This window comes from Sulfuricurvum kujiense DSM 16994, from assembly GCF_000183725.1.
Classification (GTDB): Bacteria; Campylobacterota; Campylobacteria; order Campylobacterales; family Sulfurimonadaceae; genus Sulfuricurvum; species Sulfuricurvum kujiense.
Genome location: NC_014762.1, coordinates 103,964 through 121,804, shown reverse-complemented (window position 1 = coordinate 121,804; position 17,841 = coordinate 103,964). Strand labels below are relative to the sequence as shown.

18 protein-coding genes and 1 riboswitch are annotated in these 17,841 nt (G+C 44.9%); of the genes, 6 read left to right on the top strand and 12 right to left on the bottom strand.

The window, feature by feature from the left end:
• Positions 1–57: 57 nt before the first annotated feature.
• The 5 genes from SULKU_RS00625 to SULKU_RS00605 form a co-directional block, all read right to left on the bottom strand.
• Positions 58–1,056: a putative urea ABC transporter substrate-binding protein gene (locus SULKU_RS00625; RefSeq protein ID WP_245535151.1), complete on the bottom strand. Its 999-nt coding sequence runs from the start codon at positions 1,054–1,056 to the stop codon at positions 58–60.
• Positions 1,057–1,103: 47 nt separating this feature from the next.
• A riboswitch (guanidine-I (ykkC/yxkD leader) is annotated at positions 1,104–1,196 on the bottom strand.
• 164 nt (positions 1,197–1,360) lie between these two features.
• A complete protein-coding gene (locus tag SULKU_RS00620; RefSeq protein ID WP_151174210.1) occupies positions 1,361–1,567 on the bottom strand; it encodes a hypothetical protein in 207 nt (68 codons plus the stop codon).
• A gap of 65 nt (positions 1,568–1,632) precedes the next feature.
• Positions 1,633–2,853 carry an EAL and HDOD domain-containing protein gene (locus SULKU_RS00615; RefSeq protein WP_013458987.1) on the bottom strand — a complete coding sequence of 407 codons (1,221 nt, stop codon included), beginning with the start codon at positions 2,851–2,853 and terminating at the stop codon, positions 1,633–1,635.
• Positions 2,854–2,855: 2 nt separating this feature from the next.
• On the bottom strand, positions 2,856–5,306 hold the full coding sequence (locus SULKU_RS14165; protein ID WP_013458986.1) for a sensor domain-containing phosphodiesterase: 2,451 nt from the start codon (positions 5,304–5,306) through the stop codon (positions 2,856–2,858).
• The gene (locus tag SULKU_RS00605) at positions 5,303–6,202 is read right to left on the bottom strand and encodes a type 2 periplasmic-binding domain-containing protein (protein ID WP_013458985.1); all 900 of its coding nucleotides are present in this window, start codon (positions 6,200–6,202) and stop codon (positions 5,303–5,305) included. The genes SULKU_RS14165 and SULKU_RS00605 overlap by 4 nt, the downstream gene beginning before the upstream one ends.
• A 126-nt stretch (positions 6,203–6,328) precedes the next feature.
• Here SULKU_RS00605 and pgp3 point away from each other — a divergent pair, with 126 nt between their 5' ends.
• Entirely contained in the window at positions 6,329–7,168 is an 840-nt protein-coding gene (gene pgp3, locus SULKU_RS00600) for a peptidoglycan metallopeptidase Pgp3 (protein WP_013458984.1), read from the top strand.
• Entirely contained in the window at positions 7,146–7,841 is a 696-nt protein-coding gene (locus SULKU_RS00595) for an outer membrane protein OmpK (RefSeq protein WP_013458983.1), read from the top strand. The genes pgp3 and SULKU_RS00595 overlap by 23 nt, the downstream gene beginning before the upstream one ends.
• A gap of 169 nt (positions 7,842–8,010) precedes the next feature.
• Here SULKU_RS00595 and rlmN read toward each other — a convergent pair whose 3' ends face one another.
• Genes rlmN through hisF form a run of 3 tightly spaced genes read right to left on the bottom strand, consistent with a single transcriptional unit; the run spans position 8,011 to position 10,362 of the window.
• Positions 8,011–9,075, bottom strand: a complete 1,065-nt coding sequence (gene rlmN, locus SULKU_RS00590; protein WP_013458982.1) for a dual-specificity RNA methyltransferase RlmN — start codon at positions 9,073–9,075, stop codon at positions 8,011–8,013.
• A complete protein-coding gene (locus SULKU_RS00585; protein ID WP_013458981.1) occupies positions 9,068–9,604 on the bottom strand; it encodes a phosphorylase family protein in 537 nt (178 codons plus the stop codon). The genes rlmN and SULKU_RS00585 overlap by 8 nt, the downstream gene beginning before the upstream one ends.
• On the bottom strand, positions 9,601–10,362 hold the full coding sequence (hisF, locus tag SULKU_RS00580) for an imidazole glycerol phosphate synthase subunit HisF (protein ID WP_013458980.1): 762 nt from the start codon (positions 10,360–10,362) through the stop codon (positions 9,601–9,603). The genes SULKU_RS00585 and hisF overlap by 4 nt, the downstream gene beginning before the upstream one ends.
• Positions 10,363–10,518: 156 nt before the next feature.
• Between hisF and rsmA the strand changes: the two genes are divergently transcribed.
• The 4 genes from rsmA (at position 10,519) to SULKU_RS00560 (ending at position 14,500) form a co-directional block, all read left to right on the top strand.
• On the top strand, positions 10,519–11,298 hold the full coding sequence (gene rsmA, locus SULKU_RS00575; protein ID WP_013458979.1) for a 16S rRNA (adenine(1518)-N(6)/adenine(1519)-N(6))-dimethyltransferase RsmA: 780 nt from the start codon (positions 10,519–10,521) through the stop codon (positions 11,296–11,298).
• 74 nt (positions 11,299–11,372) lie between these two features.
• Positions 11,373–13,457: a ribonuclease J gene (locus SULKU_RS00570; RefSeq protein ID WP_013458978.1), complete on the top strand. Its 2,085-nt coding sequence runs from the start codon at positions 11,373–11,375 to the stop codon at positions 13,455–13,457.
• A gap of 177 nt (positions 13,458–13,634) precedes the next feature.
• Positions 13,635–14,261, top strand: coding sequence for an FAD-dependent thymidylate synthase (gene thyX / locus SULKU_RS00565; RefSeq protein WP_013458977.1), 627 nt, complete (start codon positions 13,635–13,637; stop codon positions 14,259–14,261).
• Positions 14,258–14,500 carry a hypothetical protein gene (locus SULKU_RS00560; protein WP_013458976.1) on the top strand — a complete coding sequence of 81 codons (243 nt, stop codon included), beginning with the start codon at positions 14,258–14,260 and terminating at the stop codon, positions 14,498–14,500. The genes thyX and SULKU_RS00560 overlap by 4 nt, the downstream gene beginning before the upstream one ends.
• A gap of 88 nt (positions 14,501–14,588) precedes the next feature.
• Here the strand turns inward: SULKU_RS00560 and rplT are convergent, their stop codons facing one another.
• The 4 genes from rplT to thrS all read right to left on the bottom strand — a co-directional run bounded on the left by rplT (position 14,589) and on the right by thrS (position 17,759).
• Positions 14,589–14,942 (bottom strand): 50S ribosomal protein L20, encoded by a 354-nt coding sequence (gene rplT, locus SULKU_RS00555; protein ID WP_013458975.1) that lies wholly within the window; start codon positions 14,940–14,942, stop codon positions 14,589–14,591.
• A gap of 93 nt (positions 14,943–15,035) precedes the next feature.
• Positions 15,036–15,230, bottom strand: a complete 195-nt coding sequence (rpmI, locus tag SULKU_RS00550; protein WP_013458974.1) for a 50S ribosomal protein L35 — start codon at positions 15,228–15,230, stop codon at positions 15,036–15,038.
• A 193-nt stretch (positions 15,231–15,423) separates the two neighbouring features.
• A complete protein-coding gene (infC, locus tag SULKU_RS00545) occupies positions 15,424–15,954 on the bottom strand; it encodes a translation initiation factor IF-3 (RefSeq protein WP_013458973.1) in 531 nt (176 codons plus the stop codon).
• Positions 15,951–17,759 (bottom strand): threonine--tRNA ligase, encoded by a 1,809-nt coding sequence (thrS, locus tag SULKU_RS00540; RefSeq protein WP_013458972.1) that lies wholly within the window; start codon positions 17,757–17,759, stop codon positions 15,951–15,953. The genes infC and thrS overlap by 4 nt, the downstream gene beginning before the upstream one ends.
• Between the last annotated feature and the right edge of the window lie 82 nt (positions 17,760–17,841).

Below are 17,841 nucleotides of genomic sequence, written 5' to 3'. Positions count from 1 at the left end.
TTCGTATTTCCGATCGATTTGTTTGATGGAAACGTCATACCGATGAAGCCGTCATTCTTAGCTTTGTCTCCCAATAATCCGTGTGCAAACGAAAACTTGCTCACTTCTCCCATGGTTGTGATCAGTTTTGGATCTTCGGTAAATTTCACAGCTTCGCCGGCCGTATAACATTTTGGTGGTTGCAAGCTGTGCTTGGTACTCTTTGAGTGATGCTCCCGAAGCTTTAGCCATCAACGTACGCGCTTCAATACCTTTTGCATCGTTTTTCGACATGATTCCCATGATTTCAAACCATGCCCCCGTTAATGCTTTGCCCAATTTCGGGTTCTCTTTCAAAGTTTGGGTATTTACAACCATCATATCGATGATCTCGCCGGGAATTTTGCTGGAATCAAACAAAAGCTTGGCATTTTTAACTTTTTTCACTTCCCCAAGCTGCGGGTTCCATGTCACCACATTTTTCATAGAAGGAGAATTGAATGCCGAAACGATATCCGCATCCGATGTATTGATTGTTTTGACGTCTTTAGCCTTCAAGCCTGCAGATGCCAATCCCCGTTCCAACAGATAATGTGATACCGAATACTCGACCAGATTGATTTTCTGACCTTTAAGATCTTTCATGCTATTAGCACTTTTTGAAACGATCCCGTCATTTCCGTTTGAGTAGTCACCGATAATTACGGCAGTTGAATCTACCCCTCCCGCCGCCGGAATGGTCAATGCATCCATATTGGTCATGACACACCCGTCAAACGAGCCCGCCGAGTATTGATTGATCGACTCTACATAATCATTGAGCTGAACGACATCGATTTTAATACCGTATTTATCGGCCCATTTTTTGACGATCCCTTTTCGGGCGCCGTAATCCCAGGGCATCCAGCCCGCATAAATGGTCCATGCAACTTTAAAGTTGGTTTTCGGAGCGGCAAACATAGTAGTCGACGCAACGGCAAGAGCCAAAACAGCCAGAGAAATACGTGTGGAAAGCTTTGGTGATGTTAGTTTGGATGAGCCTGCAGCGGATGTGCACTGTGTGAGTGAATGTTTCATAAAATCCTCCTAAACGGTTAGTCGAGAAAAAACGGGGAGAAATATCTCTCTCCCGGGCTTTTATCCCTCCGTGTAGCCGCTTACGAGGCCGGATACTCTCGGACCAGCACTTTGCAGTCGGAACCCTAGCATCCATTTATTGAACAATATTGGAAGATATAATCTTCCCGAATTTTCTACTTGCAAAAATTATAATATAATTTATTCAACCGTAATGAGAAATATTGATTAAATTTTAATCAATATGATAAAAATGTGTATGAAGGGGGTGGATCTTTTCAAACTTAGGCATAATTGGCCTAAACTATCCTCTAATATCCAAATTCAATCCCTTGCCTGTCATTTGAGCTGCCATAACGGAAAGATTTTCCTGAAATCTGCTGCTATTTTTTTGCACTTCTTGTGTATTGAACTCTATAATCGCATCATCGAGAGACTTGTTTGTCTGAAGAGCAGATTTTGCAACTTGAGTCGATTCCATCGGTGATGGAGACTGGAGAGAACTATTCACTATAACCATCTTTTACCTTGTTTAATTTTTTTGGAAGTATAAAGCAAACACATTTAATTACTGATTTATCCCATCGCCTCATCAAACTGATTTACTTTTTCCATAGCCGAAGCGATCAGCGGTTCCAATACTTCGCGTTCTAGAGAATGTTTCTCTAAAAACTTGTCTATTCCCTCGGTATCGAGCATCTCGATTGAACGTACCGTTGTCAATAGCTCGCCGTAAAAACCGTCCCCTTCAAACAGCGCTCGTTCGATTTCGGGGGTAACGTTTAGCTTCTTGAGAGCTTCGCGGTGGGGAATATTAAAAAGAAGATGGATCAAAGAGAGCATTCCGACAAAATAGGCGGTTGCCTGTTGCGATTCCGTCGCATTCGGTTTGATCAACGTCAATAACTGCGTCATCAGTTCTGTCCGGTTCACTACCATTAGCATTAGGGGGATATTATTTTGATCCGATTCCTTCGCTTCGGAAAACATCAGCAGCATTATCCAGCGTGCCAGAGGTTCTCTCCCCATTAGTGTAAGCACATGACGGACGGATGAAACAGGGTTACGGAGTGCGAATACGGCTGAATTTACAAAACGGATCAGTTTTAAACTCACCATGTGGTTCAGTTCAAACGCTTTCACCAACGCATTAATATCCGCATCGCTTTGGAGCATGTTCCATAACTGAATAACTGCCGTTTGATCAAGTGAAAAGGAAGGGTTTTCAAGAACTTTCGGCTTTGAGATGAAATACCCCTGAAAATACGAAAACCCTTTGGCGACACACTGTGCATGGATATCATGAGACTCGATTTTTGCTCCGATTACGGTCAATTCCTGTTGTTTGAGCTGCTCTACATCCTCTCGTTTAATCCGGGGACTGCGGGGGATATCGATCTTAACATACTCCAAATATGGGAACAAAGGAGAAAATTTCTCTATATTTTCAGGCGTATAGGCAAAGTCATTGAGCGCAAAACGGTATCCTTGTCCCCTAAGCTTTTCTAATGAGTCGCATAGCTCCTTATCAACAACACTCTCTTCCAACACCGCATAAACGATACTCTCTTTCGGTAAAAGTCCAAAAAGCTCATGAAATATAAACTGATGATCCGCACGAATAAACCCGAGCCGTTTTCCGATAATTTTATCAATTCCGAATGAACTTTGAAGATCATTGACCAGTGTTTCCGTTGCGTGTTCGCTTGCGCTTTGCGCGGAAGAAAAAAGATCATAAGCGAATAAGGCCCCCCGTTCATTAACAATAGGCTGACGACCGATATAGCTGCTTCCCATCTTTAGTTTCCTCCGACTACTATAGGGGATGGTTCATAAAAATAGTATCCTTGCGATGCATCGATACCGATCGCTTTAACCTGATGAAAGATTGCTTCGTTCGCCACAAACTCTGCGATCACTTTGATCCCCATCTCGTGGGCAAAATCACAGATATGTTTAACGAAAATCTGTGCGTTACGGTTGTGCGGCAGATTTTTAATCAACGAACCGTCAATTTTCAAGGTATCGATATTGAGTTTAAGCAAATGGTCGAAATTTGAGTATCCCGAACCGAAATCATCGATTGCAAAACGGCATCCGATCGCTTTGAAACGATCCACAAACTCGCTTACGGAGCTATAGTTTTCAATCCCCTCGCTCTCTAAGATTTCGAAAATCATCAATTGCCCTACTCCGTTTTCATGGATTGTTTCCTCTAAAAAATCGGCTAAGTCATGGTTTGTAAGATCTTGCGTCGAAAGATTCAAACTTACCGGAAACGCAGAGTCTTTAAACAGTTTCACCACCTTGGTAATCATCATTTTGGTCAACTCGGGATAAAGTTTTGTTTTTTTCGCAATTTCTAAAAATTGATAGGGTGAAACAATACTGCCATCCACGTCTACAAGTCGTATAAGAGCTTCGTATTTTATGATTTTTCCGCTTTCATTATCAACGATCGGCTGAAAATAGGGGACAATCCGAGAATCTTCTATCGCCTCTTTGATCCGTTTGTACCAAGCGATGTTATTCTCCTGCTCCTGTTTTGATTCACTGGAGAAAATCTCCAAACTGTGCCGATTGCGCTTCGCCTGCTTAAGCGCGGCAGTGGCATGTTCCAGTACCTGCTCCGTCGATTTTGCGACACCGACCGTAATGGTGAGGACAATCTCTATCCCCTCGACCCTGAAGACCTCTTTTTGTGTAGTCGAAATTAAATTTTCCAGTAAATCGGTAAAAAGCTTTAAATCGTTACACTGGGTAGCCACCAAAGCATATTCATCGCTCCCCAGCTTAAAGAGCTCGATATTTTTCCATGAAGCAATTTTTGCCCGAAGCCAATGACCGTACTGGGATAAAACCGCATCGCCGATGGAAACACCGTAAACTTCATTGATATCACCGAAGCGGTCAATATTAATAATGGCCAACCCGTACATACTTTCCCGGCTAAGAACTTCTACCAATGAGAACCGGTTAGGCAGATCCGTATTGGAATCAGTGGTCAGGTAGTATTTCAATTGTTCGCGCTGGGTAAAAGACCGGATCGCGAATCCGATGTCTCCCGCCAACTCTTCGAGCATAGAGACTTCTTTGGATTCAAATCCTTCCGAGTATTTCGTATAAAGTGTTATAACCCCTAACGGCAATGCATCTATCGCACTGATCAGCGGAAGTGAAATGACAGAACCGTATAACCCGGTCTCGGCAATAAATCGCCAAGGACCGAATGAATTTTCATACTCCAAATGGTCAATAATGACCGTTGACATCTCTTTCATCGCTCGAACAGTCGGATCGGTTAGATCTTCCGTCGGGATTTTCATTTTTGGATGCAGGTATTCTGTCGGATCGTTAGAATACGCTTGGACAACAAGACTCTCTCCTTCTTTGAGTGCAATATAGCATAACTCATACCCCGGATGTTCAGCCAGTCTTAAACACGAATTCATTAACAATTCATCCACATCCTTAGCGGTAATCAGCAGCTGATTAATATCGGCGACGGTACGGAGAATACCGTCCAGATATAAAGATTCATCCAATGCCTCTTTCAGATGTTCTTGTTGTACTTGCATCGAATGAAACGAATTACATAGTGTTTGATCAAGGATGGAGAGTTCTTCGATCAAATGTTTTTCTGCGATAATATCTTGATTTTGTGCACGCTGTGCGATCCTCTCTAGCGGCTTTATTATCAGCTTTCTTACTCCGACCAATAGGGCAAGTGCTGTTGCTCCCAATCCTAAAAACAGTGCCAAAGCGTAAAACATCGCAATATTGTTCAAACGCTCAAAGATATACGCTTTGTCCAAATCCACCAACAGAAGTGCTCTTTTTTTGGTCGCACCCGAAAAATAGGTTACTTCGCTTTCATACTGCAATGACTCGTTCTCTACCAATCCTTCAGAGATTTGAGTCAAAGGGAGATACTCGCCCTCAATTACTTTTCCGATCAGGGAACGCGACGATGAAACCGCTATCGTATGCCCGTCCAATGAGACAGACAGAATGCGTATCCCGCTATTAATCGCACTCCCTTGATCAAGAAGCGCCTGAACATTCTCTAAGTGATCCTGCTGAAGAGTTTTTTGTATATCTTCTTCCAGCCGAAATAAACTTTGGTTGACCCCGTCCGCAAGATAATTGAGCATCCCGTTTCGTTCGATAGTATAAAAACTGCTCGACAAAATCCCGATCAGTAAAAACAAAACCGCTAAATTTAGAAAATTAAACCGCTGCAGTTTCACGGCAACAGCCTGTCTGTTTTTATCTGCTGGGCATTGAGATGAGTAATAATCTCATTCGGATGGGTTTGATACAACCACTTGATTTGAGTGGTTGTTTCCATAAATTCTTCATAGCTCTGCCCTTCCAAATACCCTTTGATCGTCTCATAGTACTCATGCGGATCTCGTTTAAACCGCTCAACCCCTAACGCAAACAATTTTTTAAGATCGGCAAACTCTTTCTCTCGCCCCTGAATCGTCTTTTCATCCACAAATAACGCATCAACGACAAAAAAAGTCTGCATGCTCTGGGTCGAAACAAGGACTTTAAACCCTTTTTTGATCAATCCCGCAAGATACGGCTGATACGAGATAATAATAATCGGATGTGACATCTCCGTGAGGGTAGAGATATTTTTTTGAGATGTATCGATTTTTTGAAACGTTACTTTTTGGAGCCCTTTTTCAGTGACAAACGCTTCAAAAAAATCATCATTGAGGGATCCTTGTTCCAAATAGACATCTACTTTTTCTCTCGTATTTTGCAATTCTTCAAGGGTTCGGTTGGAAACAATGGCATCGGCACCGAAAGATTGATCGATTAAAAATACAGGTTTGATGGTATTTTTGTTTTTAAAATGGAGCAGCTCATACTGTGTTGCGGTAAATCCCTGCGTGAATCCCCTTTCGTACAAACGGGCATTATCCGTCAAATCAACCAGCCATAAGAACCGAAACGGAGTGCTCTCCAGCCACCCTTTCTCCTGGGCATAGATAAAAGGGGTAAAGCCGATCCACGGATTGGTTGAAATATGAATTCTTGATGACTCTGCCGGACGGTTGTAATAATAAACCGAAGCCGCAATCCCGACGATCAAAAATAGCAATATGAACCCTATGACTCGAGCTTTTCTCATCCTCTTCTCTTTTTAGAACCAACATATTTCTGATAGTAACATACAATACTTTATATATTCTCAAAAATTATGTTTCTAAGCCCTAAATGCTACAATACCGTCCTTAATAATACTGCAGGATACACCATGCGATTTTTGCTCATTTTATGGCTCGGTTTTTTAGCCCTTTGGGGTGCTGAAGGATTTAACGGGAAAAGTCTCATCATACCCCTACCTTCACCTTCGGGAACCGTGATTATGAGCGATCGCAATATAAGCGTCCTCCTTCATCCTGCCGATAAAACCAAAGGGATCGCCGTTATACCGATCGATTACTACACCCCTGCGGGAGACATCAACCTCACCTGGATTGCACCGGGAAACGAGAGCTTTTTCTCAATCCATATCCAAGAGGCCGACTATCCTACCGAAACACTCAGTGTCGATCCCGCTTTGGTGACTCCCCCTCCGGAAGCGATGGAGCAGATTGCGGCTGAAAAAGCGCAGGCAGAAGCGATCTACGGGCACTTTACACCGATCCGCTATTGGAACAAAGCGTTCGTTAAGCCCATAGACTCCAATATCACCAGCGAATACGGCTCCGCCCGCACCTACAACGGAAGTCTGAAAAGCTACCATGGAGGGGTCGATTTTCGTGCCCGAACGCCGATCCCCATTGTCGCGGCAAACGACGGGATCGTCGTCTTGGTACAGGAACGCTATTATTCCGGCGGAACAATCATTATCGATCACGGCGAAGGGATATATTCATGCTATTTTCACCTCAGCCGATTCGATGTCAATGTCGGTGATCGTATTGAGCGTGGACAACCGATCGCACTCAGCGGTGAGAGCGGACGGATTACGGGTCCGCATCTTCATTTCGGGATGATGGTTCACGGCATACAGTCTGATCCGCTTGACCTTATTTCCCAATTTAATGCCCTTATTTCAAAGGATACCGATGAAACGCTTACTCTTCGCTAGTCTTATCACCGCTGCCCAGCTCAGCGCATTTTCGGCTACCAATCTCCAATATCTCTACGGCAAATTTGAAGGGCCGACATTTCTCGATACCCAAAGCGGCAACAAACATACGATAACGGCGGAACATTATCGTACCTGGGAGTACGGTGATCTGTTTGCATTTGCCGATTATGTCTATGCCCCGAACGGACTCCGTTTCAGCGGAGATAAAAACGATCTCTACGGCGAGATTTCTCCCCGTATCAGCTTCAATAAAATTGCCGGAATTCCTGTATCGGACGGATTTATTAAAGAATGGTATGCGGCTTTTCAATATAACGGATCGGATACCTATCATGCATGGCTTTACGGATTCGGCACCGATATGAATGTACCGGGGTTCAGTGTTTTCGGACTCAATCTCTATCGAAAAGTCCAAAATATCGGAAATGAGACCTATCAGCTCTCCGCCAACTATTACGCGCCGCTCGGTGAAAAATGGCATTTTGAGGGGTTCACAGATTGGACGACATGTGATTTTTTGAGCCAAAACCAATTGTTGTTCAATCTCAATTCAGTCTTTGGAATTAAAGAGGGGAAGTTGGAAATAGGGACGGAATGGCATTACTACCATGAAAACAGCTATCGAAACGATAATGATGTCTTTCAGGCGATGCTCAAATACAGCTGGTGAAGAGAGCTATTCAGTCTTTCTTCATCGCCACCCAAAGAAAACCGCCGACGCTTCCACTCACAAATATCCCTAAAAATACAACTTGAAGCCAGTCCGATCCGCTCACACAATTTCCTTTCCTCGCTCAGCGTCATCCGAGCAAAATTAATTTGGCGTAAGAATACTCTACTTAAGTTAACGATTTCTCTTTTAACTGCCCGCAGGCCGCACTGATATCCAATCCCTTGGAGTCTCGGATCGTGCACAGCACACCGTGCTTTATCAAATACTCTTGAAATGCAACCATATCCTCACGAGACGGGCGTTGATAATCCGACCCGGGATAGGGATTAAAATAGATCAAATTGACCTTGGCTTTAATACCGTGAAGAAGCTTGACCAGTTTTTTCGCCGAGCCCAAATCATCATTTTTATTTTTAATGACAAGATATTCAAACATCACCCGTTTTCGGGTATCGATCGGAAAACGCTTGACCGCATCGATGATTGAAGCGATATTGTACGCTTTGTTCATCGGGATCAGTTCGGTACGAAGTTCATCATCAACGGCATGGAGGCTGATCGCGATATGAACCCCTAAATCCATCTCTCCGAGCTTATCGATCTTGGTACTCAGCCCGCTCGTCGAGACCGTCTGACGCTTGCCCGAAATAGAAAGCCCCTCTTCGTCTTTGAGTATCGTGATCGCTTTGGCTAAATTGTCCAAATTATCCAACGGCTCCCCCATCCCCATATAGACGATATTGAGACGGCGATGCGCTGCGAGATTGTTATCCATCTTAACGGCCAACACCTGAGCGACAATTTCGCCTGCCGTTAGATCACGGGTAAATCCCCCTTTTGCCGTCAGACAAAACGAACATCCCACTTTGCACCCCACTTGTGTCGAGACACAGACGGTGTATCGCGCTTCATGTTCGATATTTCCCTCTTCATCGATGCTTTCGTCTTTCATTTTGAGCCAAACCGTCTCAACCGTTTTACCGTCACTCAGCTCGAAAAGATATTTAATCGTTCCGTCGGTAGAGCATTCCTTTCGGGCAATTTTAAGCGGCATAATCTCATACGTTTGAGCCAGCTCTTCGCGCATCGTCTTGGGAAGATTTTGCATCGTCTCAAAACTGGTGGCGTATTGATGGTAAATCCATCCCCATATCTGTTTGGCGCGGAACGAGGGTTTCACCATACCGGCGAGTTCAGCTTTGGTATAATCTAGAATGCACAGCTTACCCACGAATCATCCCTTTGTTTACTAAATGTTCTCGCAGCAGCACCTTCGCAAATCCGTGATTGCTGATAAAATCGCGGTGGGCATTCGTATCACAATAGTTGGTTATACAAAAAACACCCCCCGCTGGGATTCCGAAAATCTGGGCTACCCGCATAACACTGAAAAACTCCATGTTTTCAATCCCCATTCCCAAACCTCTCATTTGCTCCATCGCTTTCTCAGATGTTGTAATGTAGTTAGAAGAATTGACTATAACATCTTTAATGGTTTCCGTTTGTGCCGAAACAACGTTATCGATCGGGGTATAGGCGCTTTTATCCAAAAAGCCTAACTCGATGTTAGCCGCCGTTTTGGACTCGATGATCTCATGGATTTTATGTTCTCCGTAGCTTCCGGCACTTCCGACAAAGAGGATGAATTCCGGTTTGTGTACTAGAGCGTGACGGGTCAGATTGATTGCACTGTCAATCAATCCAACCCCGATCGGGGTCGCAAAATCAAACGTCTCGTTATTGCCCGCACACAGTATCATAATCGTACCGGAATCCCGTTAGCCGACAGGTAGCGTTTGAGATCCATAATGTCGATCTCTTTGTAGTGGAAAATACTCGCCGCCAGTGCCGCATCGGCACCGTGTTCAAACGCCTCTTTAATATGTTCCATCGTCCCCGCACCGCCGCTGGCGATAACGGGTACATTGACGGCGCGGCTGATCTGTTCCGTGATCGATAGATCAAATCCCGCTTTGGTACCGTCAGCATCCATCGAGGTAAGCAATATCTCTCCCGCCCCTCGATCTACGACCTCTTTAGCCCATTCCAGTGCATTGATCCCAGTATCGACACGTCCGCCGTTTAGATAGACGTTATATTGATTGCCGGTACGCTTCACATCGATCGCCACGACAATACATTGTGAACCGAATCGCTTTGCCCCCTCATCGATCAGTTCCGGACGTTTTATCGCGGCAGAATTGACACTCACTTTGTCGCATCCGACGGCGAGAAGACGATAAATATCGTCGAGTTTGCGGATTCCTCCCCCTACGGTGAGAGGGATAAATACTTCCTTTGCTACCTGCTCTACGATATGGACGATCGTGTCACGCTCTTCGTGCGAAGCGGTAATATCTAAAAAAGTGAGCTCGTCCGCACCTTCTTCGTTATAGCGTTTTGCCACTTCAACAGGGTCTCCCGCATCTTTGAGGCCGACGAAATTGACCCCTTTTACAACGCGTCCGTCTTTAACATCGAGGCACGGAATGATCCGTTTTGCAAAAAAATTATCCATTCAAACCCTTTGGCGCAATCATAACGGAAGTATAACTTTCATTACCAAAAGTAACGATAAATTCTAAACAATGGTTTTCTTTGATTAAAGAAATACAGATTCACATTTTTTATGATTTAATAGGGGATTAACACTTTATTAGGTACAATAAGGGCAATGCAAAAAGACCGTGCCGCTATTGCCAAGAAAAAGTTTGGCCAAAATTTTTTAAAAGACGAAGCTGTTTTAGCCCAAATCATCCAATCGATGCCCGATACGCCTCACCGTATCGCAGAAATCGGGCCTGGATTAGGTGATTTAACTAAGTATTTAGTTGATGTCAAAAGTGTTACCGCTTTTGAGGTCGATACCGACTTGTGCAAGCATTTGACGCACCAATTTGCCGATGCTATCGCTACCAACGCTCTTACTCTCCGATGCGGAGATGTGCTAGAGCATTGGAAGAGTGAGCTTTTGGATGAACCGTACGATTTAGTGGCGAATTTGCCCTATTACATCGCTACGAATATCATCCTCAAAGCCCTCGCCGATCCGGCGTGCCGAAACTTGCTTGTCATGATACAGCGTGAAGTGGCGGAGAAATTCTCTGCCGCACCCGGAGAGAGAGCTTTTGGAGCGCTCAGTGTAATTGCGCAGAGTGTCGGAGAGGCGGAGATCGTTTTACACGTTCCCCCTACCGCATTCGAGCCTGCTCCCAAAGTCGATTCGTGCGTACTGCTCATTTCTAAACGTACGAACCGTAATGATGAAGGGTTTGAAGACTTTTTACGAACGGCCTTTACACAGCCCCGTAAAACCCTCCACAAAAATCTCTCCTCACGCTATGATGGAACCGTTCTGTCCCAAGCCTTTGAAACGCTTGAGTTGGAACGCTCTATCCGACCTCATCAGCTTGACACCTCTGACTTTCACCGGCTCTACACCCTTATAAAATAATCTTTTAGGGTTTTTTAGAGCATCTAAATATAGACAAAACCATTACGCTATGAAAGCGACAGAAGGAAATTATAATGTCCGAAGAACAACCAGGATCACAAACACAGCCGCAAGGCGAAAATCGTCAACGCCGAAATAACCGTCGACCGTTTCGCAGCCGAAACAACAACCGCCCCGAAGGTGCAGAGGGGAATACGACTGAGCGTCCAAACACAGAGCCGCGGGAAGACAGCCGCCCTCCTCGTCAGGATAACCGCCCTCCCCGCCAGGACAACCGCCCTCCTCGTCAGGACAACAGACCTCCTCGTACAGACCGTCCGGAAGGATCCGATGCAAACGCAACCGATGCCGAACCTGCGCGCTCAGGCCGTGATCGTGGACGCGGCGGCCGTCGCGGAAGTCCTAGCACACCGATTGATAACAATCTTCGCGATTTTGTTGTCAAAAACCAAGATGCCCATAAAAACCGTCTCAATCCCCACTATAAACTCGATCTTAATAATAATGACAAAGTTCGTATCACACCGCTGGGCGGTCTCGGTGAGATCGGCGGAAATATCACGGTCATCGAAACGGAAAACGAAGCGATTATCATTGATATCGGGATGAGCTTTCCGGACGAAGAGATGCACGGAGTCGATATTCTCGTCCCTGACTTCACCTACTTGCGCGAAATCCGCAAAAAAATCGTTGCCGTCATCATTACCCATGCCCATGAAGACCATATCGGAGGGGTACCGTATTTCTTCAAAGAGATGCAATTCCCGATTTACGGAACGCCGTTGCCTCTGGCAATGATCGGAAACAAATTCGACGAACATCATATGCGCGATTTCCGCCGCTACTTCAATCCGATTGTTAAACGGATACCGTACAAAATCGGAAACGATTTCGAAATCGAATGGATGCACATGACCCACTCGATCATTGACTCTTCCTCATTGGCGATCACGACTAAAGCGGGAACTATTATCCATACGGGCGATTTTAAAATCGACCATACTCCGGTAGACGGCTACACGGCTGACTTGCACCGATTGGCTCACTACGGTGAAAAAGGGGTTCTTTGTCTCCTCTCAGACTCCACTAACTCTTATAACAAAGAGTGGACTCCGAGCGAACTGACCGTAGCACCGGGATTTGACCGTATCTTCTCGAAAGCCGAAGGGCGTGTCATCATGTCAACGTTCAGTTCAAACATTCACCGTGTATATCAAGCGATTTTGACCGGTATAAAATACAACCGTAAAGTATGTGTTATCGGACGATCAATGGAGCGGAATCTCGAAGTATGTATGCAATACGATTACATTAAACTTCCTAAAAACATCTTCATCGATGCCGAAGAGGCAAACCGCATGAGCGACAAAGACGTCCTCATCGTCACAACCGGAAGTCAGGGGGAACCGAGTTCGGCCCTCTTCCGTATGGCGATCGGCGAGCACCGCCATATCAAGATCAAGCCGACCGATTTGATCGTCCTCTCCGCACGTGCGATTCCGGGGAATGAAGGATCGATTTCAGGGATGCTCAACTATCTCCAACGAGCAGGCGCTCGTGTAGCCAATGACAGAGATATCCACGTTTCGGGACACGCGAGTATGGAAGAACAAAAGTTGATGCTTCGTCTTACCAATCCTAAATTCTTCCTCCCTGTTCACGGTGAATACAATCACATTATGAAGCATAAAGAGACGGCGGTTACCTGTGGAGTTCCGGAACGTAATATTCTCCTAATGTCTGACGGTGACAGTATCGAAGTGAACACCAAAATGATGCGCAAAGCCAAAACCGTCAAAACAGGTAAAACGTACATCGATAACCAAAATAATCACCAAATCGAAGACGACATCATTATCGATCGTCAAAAAATGGCGAGCGAGGGGATGGTTATGCTGGTCGCTCAGGTCAGTGCCGCAGAATCGCGACTTCTGTCCAAACCTCTTGTTACCAGCTTTGGTATCGTAGCCGATCGCCATGACAAAGCGTTTGCACTAGAGATGGAAGATGTGTTAGAGCACTTCTTGATCAATCTCAAACCGGGGCTAATCGAGAATCCGAAAGCGTTGGAAAACGATCTTCGTCAGGTAGTACGCAAACATATCTACCGCAAAATGAAAAAATATCCGCTTATCGTTCCGCACGTTTTCGTGATGTAAGATAAAGTACAGTCTTTCAAGCATCCTTTAAAGCCACGCGGGATGGCAGAAGTGCCAAAAGTCGCGTGTGCGCTTTGCTTGAAAGATGAGCTTCTTTTGTTTCTTTTCTTTGTGGTAAAGAAAAGAAAATAATACTTTTTGCTATACTCTCCCAAAATTACTTCCAAAGACACACCCATGAAAGTAACCTTACAACACCATACTCCACTTGTAATCTGCTCCGATGCCATCCGTACCTGTTGGCAAAGTTTTGATAAAAGCGATAACGGCGGCGAAAAAGACCGTGAATTGATCGATCGTGTTGGAAATAAATTCAAACACGCTTCAACGCTGGAGCATATTGTCTACAATTTTTACGTTGAGGGGATCAGCCGTGCCTTGCTTCAAGAACTTGCCCGTCACAGAATGGCGAGTCTATCGGTCAAAAGTACCCGCTACACCCTCAAAGAGCTCAAAGACGAAGAACCCTTTAGCATTGATCACAAAGAACGTGCCGCAAAATATCTGGTCATGACCGATGTAGAGATGGTTGATGAGATGAGCATCCGTGCCCTTGAAAATCTTCGTGCCGTATTGGTAGCCGGAATCAGCAACGATCGTGCGAAATACTGCCTTCCTGAGAGCTATAAAACCGAGCTTGCATGGTCGATCAATGCACGAAGCTTGCAAAACTTCATTTCACTGCGCAGCGATAAAGCGGCACTGTGGGAAATCCGTGATTTAGCCCATGCGGTTTATAGTGCACTCCCCGAGGATCACCGCTATCTATTCGAAAATTCACTCAAAGAGGAACATACATCATGAAAAAAAACCTATTTTTCGGCCTAATCGCCGCTGCACTTCTCCTAAGCGGATGCGCTGATAAACAAATTTCGATCAACGGAATGATTTGTCCGGCAGGTAAAACGGAAGACCGGATTATGGCGGATTTTCAAGAATGCCGCTATTACGATTTAAAAGCCGCAGGTGAAGCATCAAAAGCTCCGATTACCGTAGAGTGTCAAAAATGTCTTGAGAGTAAAGGGTATAAAATCGAGCAATAAAATATTATTCCTTCGGGAATAGTAGTAATTTATATTGAGATTTATTGAAGAGAAAAAAGAGGATAAGACCCTTTCGGGTCCTATTTATTTAGAGTGCTGCTTTAGCTTGAGTAGTGAGGGCAGTAAATGCCGCTGCATCGTTCATAGCCATGTCAGCAAGGATTTTGCGATCAAGTTCGATGTTGGCACGTTTAAGGCCGTTCATGAATACTGAATAGCTCATTCCGTTTAGGCGGCATGCCGCATTGATACGGATAATCCACAATTTACGGAATTCACGTTTTTTCTGTTTACGGTCACGGAACGCGTATACGAGTGAGCGCTCGAGTTGCTCTTTCGCTTTACGGAAATGTTTGTGGCGTGCACTGTAGAAACCACGTGCGAGTTTCAATACTTTTTTATGACGTCTGCGTCTTACGACACCAGTTTTTACTCTTGGCATTGTTTTCCTTTCTTGACCCGGTTCATCTCAATTTTAATGACGGGGTGCCGCTTTGCGGACTTGCCCAGCGTTATGCTGGAGGGTTAATAGGTTTTAGCCTACGATCATCTTTTTGATAGCTTTAACGTCTACGTTAGCAACCACTTTTGGTGCATTTTGCTTACGTCGAGTCCCAGCATCTTGTTTTGTCAAAATATGGCTGCGGAATGCGCTACCACGTTTGATTGTGCCGTTTTTCTTCACTTTGAAGCGTTTTACCGCCCCTTTAACCGATTTCATTTTTGGCATCGACTTGATCCTTTCGCAAAAATTCTCTAAACGAGACGCGGATTATACCATAAAAAAGCTTTTGATTTTATATTAAACGTGAAAGGAGCAAAGCCCCTCTTCACGGCAAGGACATATCTGTCCTTTGCAATCCCCTAAAGCTTCCCGCATTCGCGGGAGAAAGGGAAATGAGGAGTTTACCAAGAGAGGAGTTTTATTTTTTATCGTCTTTTTTCGGATGGATCATCATATTGCAATAACGACCTTCCATTTGCGGGGCTTTATACATCGTACCGATATCTTCAACCATCGGCCAAACACGCTGTAAAACCGCAACAGCCGACTCAGGATGTGCCATTTCACGTCCGCGCAAAAATACGCGGAAATGGACGTGTTTTCCCTCTTCGAGGAATTCGCGTGCGTGTTTAACTTTATAGCCGACATCGTTATCCGCAATTTTTACCGAAAGTTTAATCTCTTTGACTTCTACTTTCGTTTGCTTTTTACGCGCCTCTTTTTTCTTTTTCTCTTCTTGGTAATGAAACTTACCGTAGTCCATGATTTTTGCGACAGGAGGTTTTGCATCCGGAGAGATGAGAACCAAATCAAGTCCCATTTCGTTTGCCTTATTCATAGCCTCATTGATAGAGATGATACCTAATGCTTCACCGCCATCAACCACACAGCGTACTTCAGGAACCCTGATGTCTTCGTTCATCAGGACTCGGTCTTGTTTCTTAATCAAAAATGTACCTCATTAATTTTTTGTTTAACCAGAGAGATGAAATCCTCTTCGCTCAGGTTGTATTGCTCGCGCGATCGTCGATCACGCACCGCAATGCTTTTATTAGCGACCTCTTCATCACCGAGAACGATGATCATAGGAACGCGCCCTTTTTCCGCTGTACGGATCCGTTTGTTAAGACTCTCATTTTTATCGAAAATCTCAAAATCGGCACCCATATCGATCAATTTATCGGCTAATTCACGTGCATATGCTTCGTGCGTAGGGGCAATCGGAACGATTGCAACCTGCGTCGGAGCGATGAACATCGGGAATTCCCCAGCGTAATGCTCCGTCAATATACCAACAAATCGCTCAAACGAACCTAAAATCGCTCTATGAATCATAACCGGTTGTATTTTAGCATTCTCTTCGCCGTTGTATTCAAGCTCGAAACGTGCCGGGAGATTGAAATCCAGCTGGATCGTCCCGCACTGCCATTCGCGCCCGATAGCATCGGTAATTTTGATATCGATTTTAGGGCCGTAGAACGCTCCGCCCCCCTCATCTATTTCATAAGAGAGGTTGTTTTTATCCATCGCCGTTTTCAATGCGTTAGTAGAAATCTCCCAAACCGCGTCATCTCCAACTGCTTTTTCAGGTTTCGTCGAAATCATCATTTTATAGTTAAACTCAAATGTTTTCATAATTTTATCAACGAAATCGACGACTTCGATGATCTGCTGCTCGATTTGATCGGCGGTACAGAAGATGTGCGCATCGTCTTGGGTAAATTCACGGACACGGAACAACCCGTGAAGTGCTCCTGTCATCTCATGACGGTGAACGACCCCGTATTCGAAATATTTGAGAGGAAGATCGCGATACGAATGCAGATCATGCTCGTATACTTTAATATGGCCGACACAGTTCATCGGTTTAACCCCGAACTCCAGCTCATCGATATGGGTGAAATACATGTTTTCGCCGTAGTTTTGATAGTGACCCGATACTTTCCATAAGTCTGAGCGAAGCATCTCAGGACCGCGAACCGGCTCATAACCCCGTTTGCGGTGCGCTTTGAAAAGGAGCTGTTCGAGGCGTGAACGCATGCGCGCACCCGCAGGAAGCCAGATCGGGAATCCCGCACCGACCTCTTCGCGGAAAGTGAACAGCTTCATCTCGGCACCGATTTTGCGGTGATCGCGTTTTTCCGCTTCCGCCATTTGATCAAGGTATGCTTTGAGTGACTCTTTATCGGCAAACGCGATACCGTAGATACGGGTCAACATTTCGTTTTTGCTGTCACCGCCGAGATAGGCCCCGGAAATCTTCGTCAGTTTAAAGTAACGCAGCAATCCGACACTCGGCAAATGCGGACCGCGGCAAAGGTCTTCAAATTCACCCTGCTTGTATATGGTTACCGTATCGCTTGGAATGCGATCCATAACCGCCTGCTTGAGGTGATCGTTGGCAAATTTTGCACGCGCTTCATTTTTGGTAATTTCGTAACGCTCGATTTTCTCTTTACCTTTGGCAATATCGAGCATCTTTTTTTCAATGGTTTTTAGATCATCTTCACCGATCGTTTCATTGACTTTAAAATCATAATAGAAACCCTCTTTAACAGTCGGTCCGACAAAAAATTTAGCATCAGTATAAAGAGCTTTGATCGCCTCGGCCATTAAGTGGGCACAGGAGTGGCGAATCACTTCCAGTGCATCGGGAGAGTTATCATAAGCGATCTCTTCACCCGTAATTCCAAGTGCCCCGGCGGTTTGTAAATCAACTATTTGATCGTTGTGCTTGATCGCAATAATATCCATTGGGTATGCCTCATTTGAGAAAATATCGCGGATTATACGGGATTATTGATTGGTTTACGATTAAATGAATAAATTTAGAGGA